The organism is Streptomyces sp. NPDC096105 (genome assembly GCF_044763335.1).
GTDB lineage: Bacteria > Actinomycetota > Actinomycetes > Streptomycetales > Streptomycetaceae > Streptomyces.
This window is the reverse complement of the sequence record NZ_JBIWGC010000002.1, coordinates 389,115-413,207: the sequence shown is the minus strand read 5'-3', so window position 1 is coordinate 413,207 and position 24,093 is coordinate 389,115. Positions and strand designations below refer to the sequence as shown.

Annotated in this window: 22 protein-coding genes; 5 read left to right on the top strand and 17 right to left on the bottom strand. The window is 71.9% G+C overall.

Going from position 1 to position 24,093, the window contains the following annotated elements; translation table 11 throughout:
- Positions 1–85 precede the first annotated feature (85 nt).
- From ACIQ8B_RS04715 to ACIQ8B_RS04685, 7 genes are all read right to left on the bottom strand, one after another.
- Positions 86–499, bottom strand: a complete 414-nt coding sequence (locus tag ACIQ8B_RS04715; protein ID WP_106413236.1) for a DUF3151 domain-containing protein — start codon at positions 497–499, stop codon at positions 86–88.
- Between the two features lie 86 nt (positions 500–585).
- Entirely contained in the window at positions 586–1,617 is a 1,032-nt protein-coding gene (gene fbaA, locus ACIQ8B_RS04710; RefSeq protein WP_403545248.1) for a class II fructose-bisphosphate aldolase, read from the bottom strand.
- Between the two features lie 157 nt (positions 1,618–1,774).
- Entirely contained in the window at positions 1,775–2,323 is a 549-nt protein-coding gene (pyrE, locus tag ACIQ8B_RS04705) for an orotate phosphoribosyltransferase (protein ID WP_290005244.1), read from the bottom strand.
- 9 nt (positions 2,324–2,332) lie between these two features.
- Positions 2,333–3,121, bottom strand: coding sequence for an aldose 1-epimerase (locus ACIQ8B_RS04700; protein WP_403545246.1), 789 nt, complete (start codon positions 3,119–3,121; stop codon positions 2,333–2,335).
- A gap of 140 nt (positions 3,122–3,261) precedes the next feature.
- On the bottom strand, positions 3,262–4,212 hold the full coding sequence (locus ACIQ8B_RS04695; protein ID WP_403545244.1) for an SRPBCC domain-containing protein: 951 nt from the start codon (positions 4,210–4,212) through the stop codon (positions 3,262–3,264).
- An 86-nt stretch (positions 4,213–4,298) separates the two neighbouring features.
- The gene (locus tag ACIQ8B_RS04690) at positions 4,299–6,005 is read right to left on the bottom strand and encodes a polyamine aminopropyltransferase (RefSeq protein ID WP_403545242.1); all 1,707 of its coding nucleotides are present in this window, start codon (positions 6,003–6,005) and stop codon (positions 4,299–4,301) included.
- A 65-nt stretch (positions 6,006–6,070) separates the two neighbouring features.
- Entirely contained in the window at positions 6,071–6,598 is a 528-nt protein-coding gene (locus tag ACIQ8B_RS04685; protein ID WP_403545240.1) for a DUF2617 family protein, read from the bottom strand.
- An 812-nt stretch (positions 6,599–7,410) separates the two neighbouring features.
- On the opposite strand from ACIQ8B_RS04685, the gene ACIQ8B_RS04680 reads away from it, so the two are divergent.
- The gene (locus ACIQ8B_RS04680) at positions 7,411–8,607 is read left to right on the top strand and encodes a pyridoxal phosphate-dependent aminotransferase (RefSeq protein WP_403545238.1); all 1,197 of its coding nucleotides are present in this window, start codon (positions 7,411–7,413) and stop codon (positions 8,605–8,607) included.
- 609 nt (positions 8,608–9,216) lie between these two features.
- Positions 9,217–9,870 carry an SCO4225 family membrane protein gene (locus tag ACIQ8B_RS04675; protein WP_403545236.1) on the top strand — a complete coding sequence of 218 codons (654 nt, stop codon included), beginning with the start codon at positions 9,217–9,219 and terminating at the stop codon, positions 9,868–9,870.
- Here ACIQ8B_RS04675 and ACIQ8B_RS04670 read toward each other — a convergent pair.
- From ACIQ8B_RS04670 to clpB, 3 genes are all read right to left on the bottom strand, one after another.
- Complete coding sequence (locus tag ACIQ8B_RS04670) at positions 9,867–10,490, bottom strand: DUF1707 domain-containing protein (RefSeq protein WP_290005231.1); 624 nt, start codon at positions 10,488–10,490, stop codon at positions 9,867–9,869. The two genes, ACIQ8B_RS04675 and ACIQ8B_RS04670, sit on opposite strands and share 4 nt — an antisense overlap.
- Before the next feature lie 164 nt (positions 10,491–10,654).
- Positions 10,655–11,185, bottom strand: a complete 531-nt coding sequence (locus ACIQ8B_RS04665; RefSeq protein WP_106413248.1) for a YbjN domain-containing protein — start codon at positions 11,183–11,185, stop codon at positions 10,655–10,657.
- Between the two features lie 200 nt (positions 11,186–11,385).
- The gene (clpB, locus tag ACIQ8B_RS04660; RefSeq protein WP_106413249.1) at positions 11,386–13,983 is read right to left on the bottom strand and encodes an ATP-dependent chaperone ClpB; all 2,598 of its coding nucleotides are present in this window, start codon (positions 13,981–13,983) and stop codon (positions 11,386–11,388) included.
- Between the two features lie 134 nt (positions 13,984–14,117).
- On the opposite strand from clpB, the gene ACIQ8B_RS04655 reads away from it, so the two are divergent.
- The gene (locus ACIQ8B_RS04655) at positions 14,118–14,534 is read left to right on the top strand and encodes a pyridoxamine 5'-phosphate oxidase family protein (RefSeq protein ID WP_403545233.1); all 417 of its coding nucleotides are present in this window, start codon (positions 14,118–14,120) and stop codon (positions 14,532–14,534) included.
- A gap of 168 nt (positions 14,535–14,702) precedes the next feature.
- Here ACIQ8B_RS04655 and ACIQ8B_RS04650 read toward each other — a convergent pair whose 3' ends face one another.
- The gene (locus ACIQ8B_RS04650) at positions 14,703–15,038 is read right to left on the bottom strand and encodes a hypothetical protein (RefSeq protein ID WP_106413251.1); all 336 of its coding nucleotides are present in this window, start codon (positions 15,036–15,038) and stop codon (positions 14,703–14,705) included.
- Between the two features lie 313 nt (positions 15,039–15,351).
- On the opposite strand from ACIQ8B_RS04650, the gene ACIQ8B_RS04645 reads away from it, so the two are divergent.
- Both ACIQ8B_RS04645 and ACIQ8B_RS04640 read left to right on the top strand, forming a co-directional pair.
- Positions 15,352–16,371 carry a helix-turn-helix transcriptional regulator gene (locus ACIQ8B_RS04645; RefSeq protein WP_403545231.1) on the top strand — a complete coding sequence of 340 codons (1,020 nt, stop codon included), beginning with the start codon at positions 15,352–15,354 and terminating at the stop codon, positions 16,369–16,371.
- Entirely contained in the window at positions 16,368–17,366 is a 999-nt protein-coding gene (locus ACIQ8B_RS04640; protein ID WP_403545229.1) for a LuxR C-terminal-related transcriptional regulator, read from the top strand. The genes ACIQ8B_RS04645 and ACIQ8B_RS04640 overlap by 4 nt, the downstream gene beginning before the upstream one ends.
- Here the strand turns inward: ACIQ8B_RS04640 and ACIQ8B_RS04635 are convergent.
- The 6 genes from ACIQ8B_RS04635 to dnaK all read right to left on the bottom strand — a co-directional run bounded on the left by ACIQ8B_RS04635 (position 17,329) and on the right by dnaK (position 24,045).
- Entirely contained in the window at positions 17,329–18,369 is a 1,041-nt protein-coding gene (locus tag ACIQ8B_RS04635; protein ID WP_290005225.1) for a helix-turn-helix transcriptional regulator, read from the bottom strand. The two genes, ACIQ8B_RS04640 and ACIQ8B_RS04635, sit on opposite strands and share 38 nt — an antisense overlap.
- A gap of 122 nt (positions 18,370–18,491) precedes the next feature.
- Entirely contained in the window at positions 18,492–19,595 is a 1,104-nt protein-coding gene (locus tag ACIQ8B_RS04630) for a sugar ABC transporter substrate-binding protein (RefSeq protein ID WP_403545226.1), read from the bottom strand.
- Positions 19,596–19,869: 274 nt separating this feature from the next.
- Entirely contained in the window at positions 19,870–20,322 is a 453-nt protein-coding gene (locus ACIQ8B_RS04625) for a heat shock protein transcriptional repressor HspR (protein WP_006134641.1), read from the bottom strand.
- Positions 20,323–20,326: 4 nt separating this feature from the next.
- A complete protein-coding gene (dnaJ, locus tag ACIQ8B_RS04620; protein WP_290005222.1) occupies positions 20,327–21,499 on the bottom strand; it encodes a molecular chaperone DnaJ in 1,173 nt (390 codons plus the stop codon).
- 36 nt (positions 21,500–21,535) lie between these two features.
- Positions 21,536–22,204, bottom strand: a complete 669-nt coding sequence (gene grpE, locus ACIQ8B_RS04615) for a nucleotide exchange factor GrpE (RefSeq protein WP_290005221.1) — start codon at positions 22,202–22,204, stop codon at positions 21,536–21,538.
- Positions 22,201–24,045: a molecular chaperone DnaK gene (dnaK, locus tag ACIQ8B_RS04610; protein WP_106413259.1), complete on the bottom strand. Its 1,845-nt coding sequence runs from the start codon at positions 24,043–24,045 to the stop codon at positions 22,201–22,203. Before dnaK ends, grpE begins: the two co-directional genes overlap by 4 nt.
- Between the last annotated feature and the right edge of the window lie 48 nt (positions 24,046–24,093).

Genomic DNA, 24,093 nt, shown 5'->3' with positions numbered 1-24,093 from the left:
CCTGCGCAATCGTCCCCCACCACCGCAAGGCCCGCCCGCCGAGCGGGCGGACCGTGCGGTGGTCACGTTCCGTTTCCCGGCCGGTTCAGCCCAGGACCTGGGCCGCCGTCGGCGAGGAGTCCTTCAGGAACTGGGTGCAGCGCTCGTACTCCTCCTGCTCGCCGATCGCCTGCGCGGCGCGGGCGAGGGCGTGCAGGGCGCGCAGGAAACCGCGGTTCGGCTCGTGCTCCCACGGCACCGGGCCGTGGCCCTTCCAGCCGTTGCGGCGCAGCGCGTCCAGGCCGCGGTGGTAGCCCGTGCGGGCGTACGCGTAGGACTCGACGACGCTGTCCCGCTCGAACGCCTCGTCGGCCAGTCGCGCCCAGGCCAGTGAGGAGGTGGGGTACCGGCCCGCGACCTCGGCGGCGGTGGCGCCGGACGCCAGCAGCTCGCGCGGCTCGGGGTCGTCGGGGAGGTGGGTCGGGGGCGGGCCCCCGAGGAGGTTCTCGTGAATGGACATGGGTCCAGTCTCGTACATCGGGCGCCGGCCGTACGGAAGAGCCCGGCACCTGGGCGGGTGCCGGGCTCGACGCGCGTGCGGACGGGTCACTTGATGCGGGTGCCCGCCGAGCGCAGGTGCCCGCAGGCCTCGACGACGCGGGCGGCCATCGACGCCTCGGCCAGCTTGCCCCAGGTGCGCGGGTCGTAGGTCTTCTTGTTGCCGACCTCGCCGTCGACCTTCAGGACGCCGTCGTAGTTGCGGAACACGTGGTCCACCACCGGACGCGTGAAGGCGTACTGGGTGTCGGTGTCGATGTTCATCTTCACGACGCCGTTCTCCAGCGCGGTGCGGATCTCCTCCTCCGTGGAGCCCGAACCGCCGTGGAACACGAAGTCGAACGGCTGCGCGCCGGCCGGCTTGCCGTACTTGGCGGCGACGCCCTCGTTGAGCTCCTTCAGCAGCTCGGGGCGGAGGACGACGTTGCCCGGCTTGTACACGCCGTGCACGTTGCCGAAGGACGCGGCGAGCAGGTAGCGGCCCTTGTCGCCCAGGCCCAGCGCCTCGGCCGTGCGGACCGCGTCGTCGACCGTGGTGTAGAGGGAGTCGTTGATCTCGTGGGAGACGCCGTCCTCCTCGCCGCCGGTCGGGGTGATCTCCACCTCGAGGACGATCCTGGCGGCGCGGGCGCGCTCCAGCAGCTCCTGCGCGATGGCCAGGTTGTCGGCCAGGGTCTCCGCGGAGCCGTCCCACATGTGGGACTGGAACAGCGGGTTGCGGCCGGCCTTGACGCGCTCCTCGGACACCGCGAGCAGCGGGCGCACGTAGCCGTCGAGCTTGTCCTTCGGGCAGTGGTCCGTGTGCAGGGCGATGTTGACGTCGTACTTCTCGGCGACGATGTGCGCGAACTCGGCGAGGGCGACGGCGCCGGTCACCATGTCCTTGTTGTGCTGGCCGCCCAGGAACTCGGCACCGCCCGTGGAGATCTGCACGATGCCGTCGCTCTCCGCCTCGGCGAAGCCGCGCAGAGCCGCGTGCAGGGTCTGGGACGAGGTGACGTTGATGGCCGGGTAGGCGAACTTGCCTGCCTTCGCCCGGTCGAGCATCTCGTTGTAGACCTCGGGAGTTGCGATGGGCATCTGTCCGCTCCTTAAGAGTGCGGGGTGGGGTGCTGCGTACTGTCGGCCCTGACCTGGAACCTTGGATGCGACGTCATTGTCGGTCACATCCTTCCAGACTCGGCCGGGACGTCCATCCCGCCGTCCGCCCTGTGGTCGGCGGGGCCGGTCAGGCCGGTCAGTCCAGGCCCAGCTCGTCCTTGGAGTAGGCGAACAGGTACGGCACCCCGGCGCCCTCGCGGATCTTCTCGGCGGCTCCGGTGGCCCGGTCGACGATGGTCGCCACGGCCACGACCTCCGCGCCGGCCTCGCGCACGGCCTCCACGGCGGTGAGCGGGGAGCCGCCGGTGGTGGAGGTGTCCTCCACGACCAGCACCCGGCGGCCCTTGACGTCCGGGCCCTCCACGCGGCGCTGCAGGCCGTGCGCCTTGGCGGCCTTGCGCACGACGAACGCGTCCAGCTTCCGGCCGCGCGCGGCGGCGGCGTGCAGCATGGCGGCGGCGACCGGGTCGGCGCCCATGGTCAGGCCGCCCACCGCGTCGAACTCCAGCTCCGCGGTCAGGTCCAGCAGCACCTGCCCGACCAGCGGGGCGGCCTCGCCGTCGAGGGTGACGCGGCGCAGGTCGACGTAGTAGTCGGCCTCGATGCCCGAGGAGAGGGTCACCTTGCCGTGCACCACGGCCTTGTCCTTGATCTGCTGCAGCAGCGCGCCGCGTGTGTCCGTCATGCCGCCAGCTTAAAGGCGGGTCCACGTCCAGGTCGTCGAGGCCTCCAGCGGCTCCAGCGGCGTGACCAGGCGCTGGTGGGTGTTCAGCCCGTCCGGCGGTCCGGTCTGCGGCTCCACGCAGACGGCCTCGTCCTGCTCGTCGTAGACGACCACCCACTCCTCGCGGCTGGTCACCTTCAGCTGGAGCTGCCCCGGCCAGGTGAGGGTGACGTCCACGCCGCCGGGCATCCCGAAGCAGTCGTCCCACGGGCCGGGCCGCGGGTCGGTACGCCGCCCGGTCGGCAGGTGGTCCTCTCCCCGCTCCTCCTGCCAGGCGGGCTCGAAGCCGATCGTCACGTCCTCACCGCCGAGGGTGCGCAGGAACCACGGGTGCCAGCCGATCTGCGCCGGGAACGACGAGCCGTACGTCTCGACGCTCATCGTCAGCGTCAGCGACCCCTCGGTGAGCGCCACCTGCTGCGTGACCCGCCCCGGGTACGGCCACGGGTCCGTCAGGTCGTACGTCAGCACGGCCTCGTCGGTGCTCGTGCGGGCGGTACGCCAGGGGGCGTCGCGCGCGGTGCCGTGGATGGCGTGCGGGGGCGCGTTGAGCGGCATCTGCCGCACGGTGGCGCCGTCCCGGAACCGGCCGTCACGCAGCCGCCCGCACCACGGGACCATCGGGAAGCAGCCGTACCTCTCCCCCTGCCGCAGCAGCTCCACACCCCCGATCCGCAGCCCTCCGACCCGCCCGCCGTTCCCCGGCAGCACGTCCACCTCCGCGTCACCCGCGGTCAGCGTGATGTGTTCGTCACTCACGCCTCGACCCTACTGGGACGATCACTCACGCGGGACGGGGAGGCCGACGCCTCCGACACGGGGGGCTGCGCTTCCAGCGCGGGAAGCTCCCCGCGGGCAGGGCGTCCGGCGGGCGCGGGAGAGCCCGCCGTTCCGCGGTGTCAGCGGCGGCGGCGCAGTGCTCTGATCGCGACGACCGCCGAGGCGACCGCGAGGGCGGCCGCGGGGGCGGCCCAGCGGAGGGGGGCGGGGGAGGTGACGGTCTGAGGCGCGGGGACCGGGGCGTACCGGCCGCGCGGGGGCGCGTGGTCGACCTCCTCCGCGCTGCGGCCGATCATCGTCCGCCGCGCGTGCGCGGCCTCGGCGAGGGAGTCGTCACCCGCGTCGCCGGGAAGGGGCCGCCCGCCGGTCCCGGCCGGGAGTCCCGCGTCCAGGGGCGTCGGACCGGCGTCCGGGGTCTCCGGCTCCGGGGCGGGGTCGTCGTCCCGCCGCGGCGGTGGCTCGGACGCGGTGTCCGAAGCGGGGGCGGGTTCCGCCTCGCCGGGGGCGGCCCCGCTCCCCCGTCCCGGCGGCGGGGGAGCGTCCTCCGCGTCCGGGGTGGTCTCGAAGTCCGTGGTGGCGCCGGGCTCGAAGTCGCCCGCCGCGAGATGTTCGGGGGACGCGAAGGGCGCCGGCGGCTCCGCGTCCTCCTCCGCCTCCGTGCCCAGGTTCTCCGCGAAGCGGTGCAGCAGACGGGTGACCGCCGAGGTCACCGCGTCCTGCGGGAGCTCGGTGACGCGGCCGTCCGCCGTGGCGGTCCCCGTGACGACGAGCGCCGTGCCGGCGTCCGCGGCGCGGGGCGTCAGCCGCAGGGACAGCCGCACCGTCCCGTCCCCCCGGACCTCGGCCGCCTCGCCCTCGACGGCGTAGGAGCCGTCGTCCCGCGCGGACACCCGTACGGACCCGCGGTAGGTGATGGAGGAGCCGCCGATCCGTACCTTCAGCCGCCCGGCGACGGGTTCCGCGCCGGCGTCGTGCTGGAGCCCGGGCACCGCCCGGGCGACCCGCGCGGGGTCGTCCAGCACCTCCCTGAGCCGCTGCGCCTCGACCGGAACGAACACCTCGTGCTCCATGAGTGCGGAGCCTACCCACGGGACGCCGTACCGCACCCCCGTCCGCGCGAAGTCGTGGCGCGTCGGCGCGGTGCGCGGTACGGCCCTCAGTCGCTGTACCGGGGGTGGACCAGTGTGGACGGCGGGAGTCCGGCGACGCGGGTGCGTTCCGCCGCTCGGACGTCCGCGGCGAGGGAGGCGTCGGTGAGCGTCCGGGGCCGCGGCCCGGCCGGGTCGAGGCGGGGCCGCGGGGTGTGCCGGTCGGCGGCCAGCACGAACCCCCAGTCGCGGTGGGCGCGGGCCGTGTCCGCGGGCTCCCGGTCGGGTCCGGCGGCGAACCCGGCCTGCCGCCCGCGCACCCGGTAGGCGGTGGTGCGCAGACCGGCGGCGCGCAGGGTCGCGTCCACCGTCCAGAAGTCACGCGGCCGGGACGCGACCGCCCCGCCGTGCACCACGAGCCGCCCGCCCGGGGCGAGCGCCCGCCGGACCAGGCCGTAGAACTCCTGCGCGTACAGCTTGGTGCTGGCGGTGATCCCGGGGTGCGGCAGGTCCGACACCACGACGTCGTACGCGGCGGTGGGCGCCGTCCGCAGCCAGTCGAAGGCGTCCGCGGTGATCACGTGGACCCGCGGGTCGTCGAGGGAGTGCGCGTTGAGCCGGGACAGCGCGGAGTCGTGGCGGGCCAGCCGCACCACGCCCGCGTCGAGCTCGACGACGTCCACCCGCCGTACGCGGGGATGGCGCAGCACCTCGCGGACGGCGAGCCCGTCGCCGCCCCCGAGCACCAGCACACGCGCGTGGCGTCCGGGCATCGCGGGGTGCACCAGGGCCTCGTGGTACCGGAGTTCGTCCCGTCCGCTGACCCGCAGCCGCCCGTCGAGGAAGAGGTTCAGCGGGCGGCCGTCCCGCCCGCCGGTGAGCAGCACCTCCTGCACGTCCGTGTGCACGGCCACCCGTACGTCCGCGCCGTACAGGGCGTGCCGGGCGGCCCGTTCGAAGTCGTCGACGAGGACGGCCGCCGTGGCGAGCAGGGCGAGCACGCACACGTTGGCGGTGAGCAGCAGGCGGCGGGCGCCCCGGGTGAGGTCGTGCCGGAACAGCCCGAGGACCAGCGCGCCGCCGACGACCGCGTTGACCGCGCCGGTGATGAGCGCGCCCGTCAACTGGCCCAGCAGGGGCAGGAGGAGGAAGGGGAAGGCGAGCCCGCCGACCAGCGCGCCGACGTAGTCCGCGGCGGACAGGTCGGCGAGCGCGCCGCCCGCGTCCTGCCGGCGGATCCGCTGGATCAGCTCCATCAGCAGCGGCACCTCGGCGCCGATGAGCAGCCCGGTGGCGAGGGAGAACGCGACCAGCAGGCAGCGCGGGCCGCTCGCCCAGAGTCCGCCCCAGTCGCCGGTCCAGGCGAAGACCGCGTACAGCGCCATCGCGCTGCCCCCGCCGACCAGGGCGAGCGCCGCCTCGACCGCGCCGAACCCGGCCGCCGCGTGCCGGCGCAGCCGCTTGGCGGCGAGCGATCCGATGCCCATCGCGAAGACCATCACGGACAGCACGACGGACGTCTGGGCGACCGAGTCACCCATCAGGTACGCGGCGAGCGCGACCAGTTCCAGCTCGTACACGAGTCCGCACGCGGCGCAGACGAACACCCCGGCGAGGACCAGCCACCGTCCGGTGCCCTGCCGCACGGGCAACGGCACCGCGCTCCCCGCGCCGTCCGGGCCCTCCGCGCTGTCCGGGCCGGCCCTTACGGGACCGTCCGGCCCGTCCCAGGGCTGCGCGGAGCCGGGCGGAGCGGGGGCCTGCGGATCGATCACCTCAGGGACGTTACGTCACGCACCCGTCACACAACGTCACCCACACGCGTGGTGTCTGCTCACGCTCACACGGCCCCGGCGTGCGCGGCGACGCGCGCTCCGACCCGGGTACGGGTGGTCACGAGCTGGCCGTCCTGCGGGTAGGCGTGCCAGGTGCGCCAGTGGAACTGGCCCTCGTGACAGCGGGCGAGCATCGCCGTGAAGGCGTGCGGACTGCCGGGGAAGACCCCGGCGAGGCCCTGCGGATGGTCGGAGACCAGGGCGAGCAACTCCTGCGCCCGGCCGGCGAAGGCGCCCGGAGGGAGGACTTCCACCCGGGCGGCGAACTCGTACTCCCAGTCGTCCACCCGCTTGGCCACCCCCAGCGGGAGCGGCGTGCTGCTGCCCGGGATGCACGCCACCGTCTCCGAGCAGCGGCCCCGGTCCTCCTCCAGCAGCACTTGGTGGGAGGCGCCGAGCAGCCTCAACTGGAGCTTGGCTCCCTGGAGTTCCAGGTCGAGGGTGGCCAGCGCCGGCAGCGGCTCGCGGCCCAGAGCCCAGGCGAGATCGGCCGCGCGCGTATCCGAATAGGCGGTGTTCAGGGTCGTGAGCATGGATCGGCTCCGCAAGCACACAGGAGAGAGATACGGGTCCGCGCACCCCGGGGACCGGGGACTCGGCCCGTCAGCCCGGTCGCCCGGCTGGAAGAGGGTCCGCGGGGAGATCCGATGGCTGCGCTGGTGATTTATAGGGAATCATGAACTGTGCCGCCACCACAGGGTTTTTACCCAACTTCGTGGGCTTTCCCTCCCCTGGGGGGCTCCTCAGCTCACGTGTTCCACTACGGCGTACGCCTCTGGTGACGGCGTACCACCGCACACAACACGCCGGCCGGGACCGGACTGTGCACCTCCGCCGGACGCACCGCAGCGGGGCCCGCCCCAGGTGCGGACCCCGCTGCCGCGGATGCGTTCTCCCGAAGTGGAGCCGCGCTGCCCCGTGTCAGCTGCCTCCACCGCCGCATCCGCCGCCCCCGCAGGACGACCCGCCTCCGCAGGACGAGCCTCCGCCGGAGGACGATCCACAGCTCACGCCGCCCCCGCTGTCGCCTGCCCACCAGCCGCCGGAGCGACCTCCGGAACGGCTCCGGCCGCCCGAGGACGCTCCGGCGCCCCGGGACGCCCGCACGGCGAACGTCACGAGCAGGACGAGACCCACGACCAGGATGATGCCGACAGTCATGGCGCCACCCTCCTTCCGTTCCCCCCGTGATCCCCCGAAGCATCCCCCCGTGGGTGCCCGGCTCACGGTGTGACCGGGAGATGCCCTCCCCCGGTCCGCGCCAAAGCAGAGTTGAGCAACTCCAGAGGTTTCACGCCGACGCGTCGGCGGGGGTGGGTTGAGGACGCCTCCGATCCGGCGGAGGATGGCCGGCATGACCTCCAGTGCGCGCCCTCTGCTCAATCGCCGGCTCGCGGAGTTCGGGACGACGATCTTCGCCGAGATGTCGGCCCTGGCACTCCGGACCGGAGCCATCAACCTGGGACAGGGGTTCCCCGACACCGACGGTCCGGAGGAGGTCAGGGAGGCCGCCGTGCGGGCGCTGCGCGACGGGCGCGGCAACCAGTACCCGCCGGGGCCGGGCGTCCCCGAGCTGCGCACCGCGGTCGCCGCCCACCAGCAGCGCCGTTACGGCCTGTCCGTCGATCCCGACACCGAGGTGCTGGTCACCGCCGGCGCCACCGAGGCGATCGCGGCCTCGCTGCTGGCGCTGGTGGAGCCCGGCGACGAGGTGATCGCGCTGGAGCCGTACTACGACTCCTACGCCGCCTCCATCGCCATGGCGGGCGGCACCCGCGTCCCGGTCACGCTCCGGCCGGACGAGGGCCGCTTCCGGCTGGACCTGGACGAGCTGCGCGACGCGGTCACCGACCGCACCCGCCTGCTGCTGATCAACACCCCGCACAACCCGACCGGCATGGTCCTCACCCGCGAGGAGCTGGCGTCGATCGCCGCACTGGCCGTCGAGCGGGACTTGCTCGTCGTGACCGACGAGGTCTACGAGCACCTGGTCTTCGACGACGCCGAGCACATCCCCCTGGCGACCTTCCCCGGCATGCGGGACCGCACGGTCACCATCTCCAGTGCGGGGAAGACCTTTTCCTTCACCGGCTGGAAGGTCGGCTGGATCACCGCGTCACCGGAGCTGGTCGCGGCGGTCCGCTCGGCCAAGCAGTACCTCACCTACGTCTCCGCCGGCCCGTTCCAGTACGCGATCGCGGAGGCGCTCGCGCTGCCCGAGTCGTACTTCACCGGCTTCCGCGCGGACATGCTCGCCAAGCGCGACATCCTCGCGGCGGGCCTGGAGGAGGCCGGGCTGGCCGTCCACCGCCCCTCCGGCACCTACTTCGTCACCGCCGACATCCGCCCCCTGGGCGAGTCCGACGGCATCGCCTTCTGCCGCACCCTCCCGGAACGCGCGGGCGTGGTCGCCATCCCCACGGCCGTCTTCTACGACCACCAGGAGATGGGGGCGCCGTTCGTCCGCTTCGCCTTCTGCAAGCGTGCAGAGAGGTTGCGCGAAGCGATCGACAGGTTGTCCGGCCTGCGCAACCGCATGTAGTCAGCCAGTCCGTACGAGACAGCCCCGGGCCTCTGCCGGCCGAGGTCGGCACAGGGGTTCGGCCGCGTGAGCTCCCCTCTCCGCACGGGGGTGTCCTGTTCGCTCAGGTGATGCGCGACGGCCTTCAGGTGGGCCGCCCCGTGCCCGCACGTGTGGTCGCGCGGACCGTCCGCATTCCTGCGGTTCACCGGGCGGACACAGCAGGAGCGGCGGGCCGGCCTCGTCCGCCGCGTGCCGGATGTGTCCGGCGATGAGTGCCCACCCCTCCCGGGTTCGGCGGACCGCGTCCGTCGCCGCCCTCAAGGAACGACACCCTCACCGAAAAGCGTGAACACTTCGACCCGCGCTGTTCACGCCTTTCCGCACAGTGGCCGCCATGACCTCGCGTTTTGGCTACGACCACCCTCCCCATAGCACCGGGCACGTGATCAGAACGGTGCGCACCCTCATGCGCACCGGCGGTCTGGACGTCTCCCTGACCGCCATCGCGCCGGAGGTGCGGGTGAGTGCCGTCGCGCCGGCGGTGAGTACCGGTACTCATGCCGGGGCACGGCCCTGCCGGTCACCGTGGTGATCACCAACCCGTACCGGTTTCAGGAAGGGCCTTCGATGCCGACCTCTGCCCGCTTCCGTCCGCGGCGGCTCCTCGCACTCGCCACGGACAGCCGGCCCGCCCGCGCCTATCTGGGCCTCGTCGCCCTCGGCGTCGTGGTGCTGTTCCTCGCCCCGGACAGCCCGTACGCCATGGCGCCGGCGCTGCTCACCGCGCCGCTCTCCTTCCTGCCCGTGGTCCTGCCCTTCGGGGCCGGTACGGCGGGAGACGGGGCGGCCGAGGTGGCGGCGGCCGTGCCGCACGGCGGGTGGCTGCTGCTGTGCGCGCTGGTGAACGCCGCTGCGTTCGGCGCGCTCGCCCGCAGACCGGACCGGGCGCCCTCGGCGCGCCCGCGGCGGACGCTGCTCGCGGCCGCCGTCGACAACTGGCCCGCGCGGGTCTACGTCGCCGTGGTCGCGGTGGCCCTGGGCACCTTCCTGTACGCCGTGCTGCTGTCGCCGGACCCCGGGTTCGCGGGCATCTGGCCCATCATCGCGGCGGCACCGCTCAGCTTCCTCGCCGTGGCGGTGTCGGCACCCGCCGAGTACCACTCGCTCCCCTGGCTGGGCACGCTGGTCTTCTCCGCCGGCGTGGTCCTGGCCGGGCTGGTCAACGCCGTGCTGATCGGGCGCCTCGCCCGCAGGATCGGGGGCCCTCCGAGCCGCGGCTAGCCCCGTGCCCGGTCGTTCGCCAGTTTCCGCCGCTCCCAGCGGTTCGCGTGGCGGATGACCACGCCCGCCATGCCGCCGGAGCCGGTGAGGCGGATCAGGGGGGTGCCCGGGAGGCGGTCGGGGGTGGTGGTGTCCCTCAGGCCGCCGATGCCGGGGTCCAGGGCGCCGGTGTCGGCGGCCCAGCCGTCGGGGAGGACGATCGTGACGCCGGCCGCCTCGCCGTACGCCTCCACGGTGACCTCGGAGTGCCGGCACTCGGCGCGGCTGAAGTCGAGCTTCACCCCGCCCAGGCCGCCGCGCGCGATCACGTGCGCGGGGACGTCCCAGCGTCCGGGGCCGCGGGACGCTCCCTGGATGCCGCCCTTGATCTCCAGGCGCGGCAGGTCGACGGGTGCCGGGGGCTTCGGCAGGTCGGCGGTGAGCACGTCCAGCTCGGCGTAGGTCTTCGCCGTGAGCGCCCGCTCCAGCCGCTCGTCCAGCTCGTCGAGGTCGATGCGCCCCTCGGCGGCCGCGTCGCGCAGCTGCTCCACCACCGCCTCCCGGTCGTCGTGGGAGGCGCGGAGACCGCCCCGGGGGACGTCGCGCGGGGTGGGGTCCGGGGTGGCGGACTGGGCTGTCATGGCCACAAGAATAGGCGGGCCCGGCGGAGCGGAAAGAGGGGCGTGAGGAAAGGGGCACGAGAGAGCCCGGCCCCGCGGCCGGCCGTGCGGGCCGGTCTCCGGGCCGGGCTGGGCTCCCTGCGGTCGTGCACCTGGCCGGTGCCGCCGCTCGCGCCCGAGGGCGCTCACGCGTCGTCGTCGGGCTTCTCCGCGTCGTTGATCTCCTGCTCCAGGCCGAGCTGCTCGACGAGCCACTTGTCGAACTCGATGGCGGCCCGCACCCAGCTGACCGTCGAGGAGACGAAGTGCTCCAGGCTGACGCCCATGCCGATCAGCATCTGCGCCTCACCGATGAGACGGACCGTGCCGTCGTCGTGGGTGTGGGTGTACACCTTGGGCCACAGCGTGCGCCGGTTCCAGTCGTCGACGGACTCGAGGAGCTGGGGCTTCTCGTCGATCTGGTGCGGCCGGTCGTAGAACGTCCGGACGGAGAAGATCTGCTGGTCGCCCTCGCCGCGGAACATGAAGTACGTGCGGAACTGCTCCCACGGCGCCGCGAGGTCACCCTCGTCGTCGACGACGTACTTGAGCTCCATCTGGTCGAGGAGCTGCTTCACGAGGTCCTGATCCGGGACGACGGGGCCCGCCGGTCCTTGGGGCTGCGGCTCGGGCTGCTGGCCCCCGAAATTCGGAATCGAGGACGGGTCGATGGTCACCGTGTATTTCCCTTCGTACGGATCCCGCCATCCTCCCCCATGCGGGGAGGGGGGTGGCAAGCCCCGACGGGCCTGTCAGCCGAGGGCTGACTCGATCCGGTCAGGTGCGGGGTACCCGGAAAGGCTCCGGGCCCAACGTCCGCGGGGGACATCGGACCCGGAAAACGGAGGCGTCGCCCAGAGCGTCGTGACGTCGTGACTCAGAGCGTCTTGCCCGTGGCGGGGCCGACGGTCAGCCCGTCCTCGGCGCGGTCCACCCGGACCGTGTCGCCGTCCTTGATCTCACCGGACAGGATCTCCTTGGCGAGCCGGTCGCCGATCGCGGTCTGCACCAGGCGGCGCAGCGGCCGCGCGCCGTACGCCGGGTCCAGGCCCTCCTCGGCCAGCCAGGCCAGCGCCTCGGGCGTGACGTCCAGGGCGAGCCGGCGTTCGGCGAGCCGCCGGCCGAGCGCCTCGATCTGGAGCCTGGCGATCCGCTCCAGCTCGGACCTGGTGAGCGCGGAGAACACCACCAGGTCGTCCAGGCGGTTGAGGAACTCCGGCTTGAACGACGCCCGGACCACCTCCAGGACCTGCTCCCGCTTCTCCGCCTCGCTGCTGAGCGGGTCGACCAGGTACTGGCTGCCCAGGTTGGACGTCAGCACCAGGATGGTGTTGCGGAAGTCCACCGTGCGGCCCTGGCCGTCGGTGAGCCGGCCGTCGTCGAGCACCTGGAGCAGGATGTCGAAGACCTCCGGGTGGGCCTTCTCCACCTCGTCGAGCAGCACCACGCTGTACGGCCGGCGCCGCACCGCCTCGGTGAGCTGGCCGCCCTCCTCGTAGCCGACGTAGCCGGGGGGCGCGCCGACCAGCCGGGCCACCGAGTGCTTCTCGCTGTACTCCGACATGTCGATGCGGACCATCGCCCGCTCGTCGTCGAAGAGGAAGTCCGCCAGCGCCTTGGCCAGTTCGGTCTTGCCGACGCCCGTCGGGCCGAGGAACAGGAAGGAGCCGGTGGGCCGGTCCGGGTCGGAGACCCCGGCCCGCGAGCGCCGCACCGCGTCGGAGACGGCGCGCACGGCCTCGGTCTGCCCGATCAGCCGCTTGCCGATCTCGTCCTCCATGCGCAGCAGCTTCTGCGTCTCGCCCTCCATGAGGCGGCCGGCCGGGATGCCGGTCCAGGAGGCGACGACGTCGGCGATGTCGTCGGCGCCGACCTCCTCCTTGACCATGGTGTCCCTGGCGACCTCCTCCTCCGCCTCGGAGGCGGCCTCCAGGTCGCGCTCGACGGCCGGGATCTCGCCGTAGAGCAGCTTGGAGGCGGTGTCGAAGTCGCCGTCGCGCTGGGCGCGTTCGGCCTGGCCGCGCAGCTCGTCGAGCTTCTCCTTCAGCTCACCGACGCGGTTGAGGGACTGCTTCTCCTTCTCCCAGCGGGCGGTGAGGCCGCGCAGCTCCTCCTCCTTGTCGGCGAGGTCGCGGCGCAGCTTCTCCAGGCGCTCGCGGGAGGCGGCGTCGGTCTCCTTGCCGATGGCCAGCTCCTCCATCCGCAGCCGGTCCACGGCGCGCTGCAGCTCGTCGATCTCGACGGGCGAGGAGTCGATCTCCATGCGCAGCCGGGAGGCGGCCTCGTCGACCAGGTCGATGGCCTTGTCGGGGAGGAAGCGGGAGGTGATGTACCGGTCGGAGAGGGTGGCGGCGGCGACCAGGGCGCTGTCGGCGATCTGCACCTTGTGGTGCGCCTCGTAGCGGCCCTTGAGTCCGCGCAGGATCGCGATGGAGTCCTCGACGGACGGCTCGGCGACCAGCACCTGCTGGAAGCGCCGCTCCAGCGCCGGGTCCTTCTCGATCCGCTCGCGGTACTCGTCCAGCGTGGTGGCGCCGACCATGCGCAGCTCGCCGCGCGCGAGCATCGGCTTCAGCATGTTGCCGGCGTCCATGGCGGAGTCGCCGCCGGCGCCCGCGCCCACGACGGTGTGCAGCTCGTCGATGAAGGTGACGACCTGTCCGTCGGACTCCTTGATCTCGGCGAGGACGGTCTTCAGCCGCTCCTCGAACTCGCCGCGGTACTTGGCGCCCGCGACCATGGCGCCCAGGTCGAGCGCGACCAGCCGCTTGTTCTTCAGCGACTCGGGCACGTCGCCCTTGACGATCCGCTGGGCGAGCCCCTCGACGACGGCGGTCTTGCCGACGCCCGGCTCACCGATCAGCACGGGGTTGTTCTTGGTACGGCGGCTCAGCACCTGCACCACCCGCCGGATCTCCTGGTCCCGTCCGATGACGGGGTCCAGCCTGCCCTCACGGGCGGCGGCGGTCAGGTCGGTGCCGAACTTCTCGAGGGCCTTGTACTGGCCCTCCGGGTCGGGGGTGGTCACCCGGCGCGCTCCCCTCGCCTTCTGGAAGGCCTCCTGCAGCTTGTCCGCGGTGGCGCCCTGCCGCGACAGTACCTCCCCGGCGGCCCCGCCCTTCGCGGCGATGCCGATCAGCAGGTGCTCGGTGGACAGGTACTCGTCGCCGAGGTCCCGGGCGCGGGACTGGGCGTCCGCGACGACGGCGAGCAGCTCACGGTTGGGCTGGGGCGGCGCCACGGTGGATCCGGTGACGCTCGGCAGCCCGGCGAGGACGCGCTCGGCCCCGGCGCGTACGGCGGCCTGGTCGGCGTCGGCCGCGGCGAGCAGGTCCGTGATGTTCTCGTTCTCCTGCCCGGCGAGCAGGGCGAGCAGCAGGTGCGCGGGGGTGAGGTCGGGGTGCCCCTCGGTCACGGCCCGGTTGCCGGCGGCGGCCAGCGCGTCCCGGCTCCGGTTGGTCAGCTCGGCGTCCACGTGTCCGTTCTCCTCCTTGATGCCCTTCGATGGCCCTCGGCGTGTGCGTGACTGACTCTGCCAACGTCCACAAACTTGAGTCTATTCCACTCAAGGTGGTGTCCGCGAGAGCCCCAGGGCTAAGTTCCGGGTTCATGACCCTCACGTATTCGGTGGATCCGGGCGATCCGGGCGCTTCGTACCTCAGCTTCTGGCGCGAGCGGCACCTCTGCACGCTGACCACGCTCCGTCCGGACGGCACACCGCACCTGGTACCCGTCGGCGTCACGTACGACCCGGAGCAGTCGCTCGCCCGGGTGATCACCAACCGGACCAGCGCGAAGGTCCGCCACGTACGGGCGGCGGGGGACGAGGGCGCGCCCGTCGCGGTCTGCCAGGTCGACGGCAGACGGTGGGCGACGCTGGAGGGGCGGGCGCGGGTCCACACGGAACCGGAGCGCGTCGAGGACGCGGTGCGGCGGTACGCGGAGCGCTACGGACGGACGCCCGGCCCCAACCCGGACCGGGTGGTCATCGAGATCGCGCTCACGCGCGCGATGGGGCGAGGCTGAGGAAAGCCGTGACACGCGCCGGGGAGCGACGCCTTCCGGCCATCGGCCGATCCGGCCGATACCCGGAAATGTCCCCCGAAAACTGCAGCGGCGTCACCGTGTTCAGGTCACGGTGACGCCGCTGCGGGGGGAAGCACCTGCGCGATCTGTTACGACGGGGGAATCGCGTCAGGCACTGCGGGGGGTGGCCGAGATGGTCCGGGGGGCCAGGGAACCGGACTCCACCTGCCGGTGGTCCCGCTGGTCCAGGTTCACGAAGATCATGCCGTACCGGACGGCACACCGGACGGGTTTCGGCGCCCCCCTGGGCCGGCGCAGGCACCGGTACGCCCGCACGTCCCCGTCCTCGTCGCGGGTGACGACCACGGGCTCACCGAAGACGGTCACCATCAGCGAGTCACCGCTGTGCGGGATGGCGGTGACCAGGTCGATGAAGTGCCATCCGGACCGGTAGGCGGTCGCCATCTCACGCCGGAAGGAACGATCGTCGGGTGGCGTGGTCATCTGTCAGCCCCAACTGCTGTCGTCAGTGGCGTGGGGAGCCACGGGACCCCAGCTGCTGTCCGGAGGCAGGGCCTTCCCCGTCCCGATCGCTCCCCAACTGCTGTCAGCCCGGACGTCGCCTTCCGCGCCGGCCAGGCCACTCAGCACCCCGAAGGCCATGACGGCGGAGAAGACGGCGACAAGTACCGAGCGAAGCGTTCTCTTGCGCATAGTCGGCTTCGTCCTCACTCGAAAGTCACCCTTCCCCCGTCAAGTAAGACGATGGCTCATTCGGGCACGTCATGGCCACACAATCGGTGCATCATGTTCCTGCATGTTCAGGACCCTGGGGGGTGGAGATTTGACTACGAATCGGACCAATGACGCACATCCCCATGCGGTGACCGAACTGTGCGAGGCCGGGAGCAGGTTGTACGGCGACGCTCTCCGCGCGGGCCGCATCCCGCGCGCGGACGTGGAACCCGCTCCCTGCCTCATGGAACTGGCCCTGCTGCACCCCGATCCGGACGACCCGAACTGGCTGCGGCCGGTGTCGCCGGCGGTGGCTCTCGCCCAGCGGCTCAACCCCCTGGAACGGGAGATCACGGAACGCCGGCGGATGTCGATCGAACTCGCCGACGCGTTCGAGCCGTTCATGACTCTCAGCGCCCAGGCCACCACGAGCACCGAATCGATGACCGTTCTGGAGGGCTTCGACCGGATCAACGCCGCGCTCGACCTGGCCACCTCCCAGTGCCGCTCCGAGATGCTGGCCGTACAGCCGGGCGGCCGCCGCCTGGAGCACACCCTGGCCCAGGCGCTGGAGCGCGACCAGCAGATGACCGAGCGGGGGGTGCGCATCCGCACCCTGTACCAGCACACCGCCCGGCACAGCCCCGAGACGCTCGCCTACGTGGCGCGGTTCGACACCGCGAAGGTGGAGTACCGCACCATCGACGAACTGGTGGAGCGGCTGATCATCTGCGACGAGTCCGTCGCCTTCATCCCCATCCGCGAGGACCGGCAGGTGGCCCTGGAGCTGCGCCACCCGGGCCTGGTGCGCTACCTCATCAAGGTCTTCGAGTTCATGTGGACCCGCGCGGTCTCCTTCGACGCGGGCGCGCCCTACGAACCGGCGCCGGACGGACTCACGGAGGTCCAGCACTCCATCGCCAAACTCCTCGTGGAGGGACACGTGGACGAGGCGATCGCCCGCCGGCTGGGCATGAACGTCCGCACCTGCCGGGCCCACATAGCCAAACTGGCCGCCACCCTGGGCAGCGGCAGCCGCGCCCAGCTCGGCTACCTGATAGCCCAGTCCGGGATCCTCGACCAGGAGGGCAGCCCCCGGTGACCGGCACGCCGCACGCGGAGCACGGACCGGACGACCTGTGTCCGGCGGGGACCGGACTGTACGAGAAGGCCCTGCGCGAGGGCCGGCTGGACGCGGCCGAGGCCGAGGCGGCTCCGTGCGCGGTGGACCTGGGCCTGCTGCGGCCCGCCGCGGACGACCTGAGCAGGCTGGAGCCGCTGCCCCCGACGGTCGCCCTGCAGCGGCTGCTGCGCCACTCCGGGGAGCGCATCGCGGCGGAACGGCGCCGGGAGGAGTGGCTGGCCGAAACCTTTCACTCGCTCATGCGCACCGGCGACCCGCCGGCCGGTGAGGCGAGCGCTCCCACCCTCTGCCTGCTCAGCGGCCTCGACCGCATCAACGGCGCCATCGCGCGGGCCCTGGCGGAAGGCACGCGGGAAGTCCTCTGCATCCAGCCGCCCAACAGCTACCAGACGTCCGAGTACGCCAGGACGGCCCAGGCCGCGGCCATGGTCCGCGATCAGCAGTTCCTCGACCGCGGCGGCAGGATCCGCGTGATCTATCCGCACACGCAGCGGCACATCCCCCTGGTCGTCGCCCGGTACGAGCGGTTGAGGGGCGACGCCCAGGCCCGCACCATGGACGAGGTCACCGGCCGCATGATCATCGTGGACCAGGCGGTGGCCTTCATCCCCGGCGCCGGGGAAGGGCACTCCGACATCGCGCTGGAAATCCGGCATCCGGCGGTCATCGCCTATCTGGTGAGCATGTTCGACCGGCTGTGGCGGCTCGCCACCCCCATGCATCCCCAGACCGTCCAGCCGCCCTCCCTGGGCGGCGTCACCGCCCGGCAGCGGGCCATCGCGCGGCTCCTGGTCGAGGGGCACACGGACGCCGTCATCGCCGACCGGCTGGGCATGAACATCCGGACCGCGCGCGTCCACATCGCGAAGCTCGCGGCGACCCTGGGCAGCGGCAGCCGCGCCCAGCTCGGCTACCTCATCGCACGGTCGGGGATCCTCGGCCGGGAGGGGTGACCACCGGCGGCCGCGCGCCGTCCAGCCCCGCCTGGGCGATCCGCACGCCCAGCTGCGTGCGGCTCGCCGCCCCCAGCGTCTCGGAGAGGCGGGCGATGTGCGCCCGGCAGGTGCGCACGCTGATGCCGAGGCGCTCCGCGATCACCGCGTCCTGGTGACCCTCCGCGAGCAGGGCGGCGATGGACTGCTCGCGGTGCGAGATGCCCTCGATACCGGTGTCCGGGAGCGGGGCGGTCAGCGGGATGGCGAGCCGCCACAGCCGCTCGAAGACCGTGCCCAGGTACTCCACCAGCGCCGGATGGCGCAGCTCCAGCGCCATCGTGCGCTCGGTGTTGGCGGGGATGAAGGCGACCGTGCGGTCGAAGAGGATGAGCCGCTCGATGACCTCGTCCAGCGTGCGCGCCTCCACCGCGTCGCCCATCAGCTCCAGGTAGCTGAGCAACCCGTGCCCGTGGCGGGCGACATGGGTGTACAGGTCCCGCATGCGCACGCCCCGCCCGCGCAGCGCCATCGCCCGGTGCAGGCCCTCCGACAGCTCGGCCTCGCGCCGGATGCCGCCGGGCTGGACGGTGAGCACCTCGGTGGTGCACGCCTGCGTCGCCTCGTCCATCGCGGCCTGGATCCGGGCCAGTCCGTCCAGCACCCGGATCGCCGGGCCCTCGGACGACGCCCCCGCGGCCGGCACCTGGCGGCCGAGACCGGCGTACCACTCGAACGCGGCGACCGCCGAGCCGACGCGGCGCTGACTCGCCCTCACCTCGTCGTACATGCCGCGCAGCAGCCGGGTCATGACCTCCTGCGGGGAGGTCGGGACCAGCCAGTCCATGTCGTCCGGGTCGGGGTGCAGCAGGGCCAGCTCCAGCAGGCAGGGCACCCGCTCGGCCTCCCGGCGCGGCAGCCGTCCGCGCCGTACGGCCCGGGAGTACACGCGGTCCCCGGCCTCGCACAGTCGGTCAGCACCGTGCGGATGCTCCTCCGCCCCGTGTGCCCGGCCATCGCCCATACCACCCCCGGTTCAGCGTCTTTCCGCAGCGCAACTATGCGCGGCCGGAACCTGCTGTGCAACACGGGACAGGCCACCGCGCCGGCCCGGGGGGCCGGCCGGTGGCCGGATTCGTGCGGCTGTTACTTCAGGCCGATCTCCGCGCACGCGGCCTTGTACTCCCCGGTGCAGATGTCCGACACCTCGTAGAACCCGTCAGCGATCACGGTGTCCTGGATGTTGTCCTTCGTCAGCGCGACCACCGGCACCAGCTGCGCCGGGATGTCCTGCCGGGTGGGGCTGTCGACGCGGTCGCGGGTGAGCGCGTCGAACTGGATGTCCCGGCCCTGGACCCGCGCCACGGCCATCTCCGCGGCGCTCTCGGCCTCCTCCGGGTAGGACTTGTACACGCTCATGTACTGCTCGCCGGCCACGATCCGCTGCACCGCGGCGATCTCCGCGTCCTGGCCGGTGATGGGCGGCAGCTCGGTCGCGCCGGCGGCGCGCAGCGCCTTGACGATGCCGCCCGCCATGCCGTCGTTGGCGGAGTAGATGCCCTCGATGTTCTCCAGGCCGATCTCGCTGATCGCCTCGGACATGTTCTTCTCGGCGTTCTTGGGGTCCCAGTCCTTGGTGTCGAAGGACTTGGCGATGGTGACCTTGCCCTTGAGCTCGGACAGCGCGCCCGCCTTGAACTGCTTGGCGTTGGGGTCGGTGGACGAGCCGTTCATCATCACGATCTTGTCGGTGATGCTCAGGTCGCCGCCGAGCGCCTCCAGCAGGGTGCGCCCCTGCACCTCGCCGACCAGCGAGTTGTCGAAGGAGATGTACGCGTCGATCGGGCCCTCGGCGAGCCGGTCGTAGGCGATGACCGGGATGCCCGCGTCCTTGGCCTTGGTGACGCTCTCCGCGATGGCGTGCGAGTCCACCGCGTCCAGCACGATGACGTCGACCTTCTTGTCGATCATGCTCTGCATCTGGCCGGCCTGCTTGTCGGCGTCCGCCTCGGCGTTGGCGTACTCGACCTTGCCCTTGTTGTCGGTGAGCGACTCCACCTTCTTCTTGAAGATGGGGTAGTCGAACTGCTCGTACCGCGTGTTGGCCTTCTCCGGGAGGAGCAGGCCCACCGTGATGTCGTCCCCCTTGGCGGGGCTCGCGTCGTCGCTGCTGCTCGCCGCGCCGAGGCCGCAGCCGGCGAGCGTGACGGACATGGAGACGGCGGCCACGGATATGGCGATACGACGCATGCGAGGGCTCACTTCAGGTGCGTTTTGGACGTGGGCACAGCTTTGCGGCCCATGTGACTGAAAAGCCAACGCTTCGGCGCCCATCCGCGTCAAGGGGCAACCACTTAACGAGATGGACACGACACGGCGCGCTGAACTCGTGAAAGTCCTGCGGACACACCGCGAGGATCACCTGGACACGCAGGCATACCATAGCCACAGGTGTGCTCAGGCATGAGAGAAGGGGCCTGGGGGTCGCATGGACTCCCGGGCCCCTCTCCGCGTCCGCGCGCGGTCAGTCCGACTGCTGCTGGCGCTTGGGGCGCCAGACCACCAACGCGCTGGTCTGCTGCACTTCCTGGTAAGGCACCAGGTCACGGCGGTAGGAGGCGTGCACGGCGGCCTCACGCTGACGCATCGCCGCCGCCGCGCCGTCGAGCGCGTCCTCCAGTTCGGCCACGCGGGCCTGGAGGGCGGCGACCTGGTTCTCCAGTTCGATGATGCGCTTGATTCCGGCCAGGTTGATGCCCTCGTCCTGCGACAACTGCTGCACCTGACGGAGCAGTTCGATGTCACGGGCCGAGTAGCGGCGGCCCCGGCCCGCCGTGCGGTCCGGCGACACAAGCCCCAGCCGGTCGTACTGACGCAGCGTCTGCGGGTGGAGACCGGAGAGCTGCGCCGCCACCGAAATGACGTAGACCGGGGTGTCCTGGGTCAGTTCGTACGGATTGCGTCGACGGCCGTCCATCGCATCAAGCTCCCTTCGCGGCCTGGAACAGCTCCGCCCGCGGATCCTGGTCCGCGGTTGCCTCGCGATACGCCTCCAGGGCGTCACGAGCCTTCCCCGACAGGTCCCTGGGAACACTCACCTCGACGGTGATCAGCAGATCACCGCGGGTGCCGTCCTTGCGGACCGCCCCCTTGCCGCGGGCGCGCATGGTGCGCCCGTTGGGCGTGCCCGGAGGCAGCTTCAGCGTCACCGGCGGACCGCCCAGCGTCGGCACCCGGATCTCACCGCCGAGGGCCGCCTCGGGATACGTGACCGGCACGGTGACCGTCAGGTTGTCGCCCTTGCGGCCGAACACCGGGTGGGCGCCGACGTGCACGACGACGTACAGGTCGCCCGCGGGGCCGCCGCGCTCGCCGGGCGCCCCCTTGCCGCGCAGCCGGATCCGCTGGCCGTCGCTGACCCCCGCGGGGATGCGCACCTGCATCGTCCGCGAGGACTTGGCCCGGCCGCTGCCCTTGCAGACCTCGCAGGGCTCCTCCGCGATCAGGCCGCGGCCCTTGCAGTCCGGGCACGGGTCGGTCAGCGAGAAGCCGCCGCCGGAGCCCCGCGCCACCTGTCCGGTGCCGACGCAGGTCGGGCACACGCGCGGTGTGCCGTTCTTGTCGCCGGTGCCCGAACAGGCCTTGCAGGGCGACTGCGACGACATCCGCAGCGGAACGGTCGCGCCCTCGATCGCCTCGGTGAAGCTGAGCGTCACCTCGGACTCGATGTCCTGGCCCCGGCGCGGCTGGGTCCGCGAGGTCCCCGTGCCGCCCCGGTTGAACAGGCCCCCGAAGACGTCACCGAGGCCGCCGCCGAAGCCGCCCGCCTGGCCGCCGGCCTGACCTCCGAAGAGGTCACCCAGGTCGAAGTTGAAGGTGCCGCCGCCCGCGCCCGGCCCCGGACGGAACCCGCCGTTGCCGAAGAGGGCGCGCGCCTCGTCGTACTCCTTGCGCTTCTTGGGGTCCCCGAGGACGTCGTTCGCCTCGGAGATCTCCTTGAACCGCTCCTCCGCCTTGGCGTTCCCCTTGTTGGCGTCCGGGTGGTACTCGCGGGCGAGCTTCCGGTACGCCTTCTTGATCTCGGCCTCGGTGGCGTCCTTGGGGACGCCGAGGACCTTGTAATAGTCCTTCTCGATGAAGTCCTTGGTGCTCATCCCCGACGTCCCTCCTTCCCTGCGTCAGCTATAACGTCAGCCCTCCTCCGGGCCACCGTTCTCCTTGTTCTCCGCGTCGGCCCGGTCCTCGGCGCTCTCCTCGGCGGGCTTGACCGTCTGCGCGCCGGGCTGCGGCTCGGCGACGGCCACCCGCGCGGGGCGGATGGTGCGCTCGCCGATGCGGTACCCCGGCTGCAGGATCGCCACGCACGTCGTCTCGGTGACGTCCGGCGCGTAGGAGTGCATCAGGGCCTCGTGGATCGTCGGGTCGAAGGGCTCGCCCTCCTTGCCGAACTGCTGGAGGCCCAGCTTCGCCACCGTGGTCTCCAGCGACTCGGCGACCGACTTGAAGCCACCGACCAGCTCGCCGTGGTCCCGCGCCCGGCCGATGTCGTCGAGCATCGGGAGCAGTTCGGACAGGAGATTCGCCACGGCGGTCTCCTTGACCGCTGCCCGGTCACGCTCCACCCGGCGGCGGTAGTTCTGGAACTCGGCCTGGAGGCGCTGGAGGTCCGCGGTGCGCTCGTTCAGCGCGGTGCGGGCCTGGTCCAGCTGCGCCACCAGAGCGGCGTTCTGCTCCGTGTCCCCGGCCGGGGCCGCCTCTTCCTCAGCGGGAGCGGCGGCCTGCGGCTCGGCGTCCTCGGACGGTGCGCCGGAAGGGACATCGGGCTGCTGCTCGTCGAAGCCCGGGGTCTCTTCCGTCACGCCGCACCGTCCTTGCGGTCCTCGTCGACGATCTCGGCGTCGACGACGTCGTCGTCGGCCTTGGCCTCACCGGCGCCGGCGGACGCGCCGCCCGCGGCCTGCGCGCCCTGGGCGTCGGCGTACATGGCCTGGCCCAGCTTCTGCGAGACGGCCGCGACCTTCTCGGTGGCCGTGCGGATCTCGGCGGTGTCCTCGCCCTTGAGCTTCTCCTTCAGCTCGGCGACGGCGGCCTCGACCTCGGTCTTGATCTCGCCGGGCACCTTGTCCGCGTTGTCCGTGAGGAACTTCTCGGTCTGGTAGACGAGCTGCTCGCCCTGGTTGCGCGTCTCGGCGGCCTCGCGGCGGGCGTGGTCCTCCTCCGCGTACTTCTCGGCCTCCTGGCGCATCCGCTCGACCTCGTCCTTCGGGAGCGACGAACCGCCGGTGACGGTCATCTTCTGCTCCTTGCCGGTGCCGAGGTCCTTCGCCGTGACGTGCATGATGCCGTTGGCGTCGATGTCGAAGGAGACCTCGATCTGCGGGACGCCGCGCGGCGCCGGCGGCAGACCGGTCAGCTCGAACATGCCCAGCTTCTTGTTGTACGCCGCGATCTCGCGCTCGCCCTGGTAGACCTGGATCTGCACGGACGGCTGGTTGTCCTCGGCCGTGGTGAAGATCTCCGAGCGCTTGGTCGGGATCGTGGTGTTGCGCTCGATCAGCTTGGTCATGATGCCGCCCTTGGTCTCGATGCCGAGGGACAGCGGGGTGACGTCGAGCAGGAGGACGTCCTTGACCTCGCCCTTGAGGACACCGGCCTGGAGCGCGGCGCCGATGGAGACGACCTCGTCCGGGTTGACGCCCTTGTTGGCCTCCTTGCCGCCGGTCAGCTCCTTGACGAGCTCGGCGACGGCGGGCATGCGGGTCGAACCGCCGACCAGGACGACGTGGTCGATCTCGCTGACGGCGATGCCGGCGTCCTTGATGACGTTGTTGAACGGGGTCTTGCAGCGCTCGAGCAGGTCCGCGGTCAGCTGCTGGAACTGGGCGCGGGTCAGCTTCTCGTCGAGGTGCAGGGGGCCCTCGGCGGAGGCGGTGATGTAGGGGAGGTTGATCGAGGTCTCGGTGGACGAGGACAGCTCGATCTTCGCCTTCTCGGCGGCCTCGCGCAGACGCTGCAGCGCCATCTTGTCCTTGGCCAGGTCCACGCCGTGACCGGCCTGGAACTGCTTGACCAGGTAGTCGACGACGCGCTGGTCCCAGTCGTCACCACCGAGGTTGTTGTCACCGTTGGTGGCCTTCACCTCGACGACACCGTCGCCGATCTCCAGGAGGGAGACGTCGAAGGTACCGCCGCCGAGGTCGAAGACGAGGATGGTCTGGTCGTCCTTGTCGAGGCCGTACGCCAGGGCGGCGGCCGTCGGCTCGTTGACGATGCGCAGCACGTTCAGACCGGCGATCTCGCCGGCCTCCTTGGTCGCCTGGCGCTCGGCGTCGTTGAAGTACGCCGGGACGGTGATGACCGCGTCGGTCACCTTCTCGCCCAGGTACGCCTCGGCGTCCCGCTTCAGCTTCTGCAGCACGAAGGCGCTGATCTGCTGCGGGTTGAAGTCCTTGCCGTCCAGGTTGATCTTCCAGCCGGTGCCCATGTGGCGCTTGACCGACCGGATGGTCCTGTCGACGTTGGTCACGGCCTGGCGCTTGGCCACCTCACCGACCAGCACCTCACCGTTCTTGGCGAAGGCGACGACGGAAGGCGTGGTCCTGGCGCCCTCGGCGTTGGTGATGACGGTGGGCTCGCCGCCCTCCAGAACGCTGACGACGGAGTTAGTCGTGCCCAGGTCGATGCCGACCGCACGTGCCATTTCGATTCCTCCAGCTGACTTGAGTGGAACAGACTCAAGCATGCATGA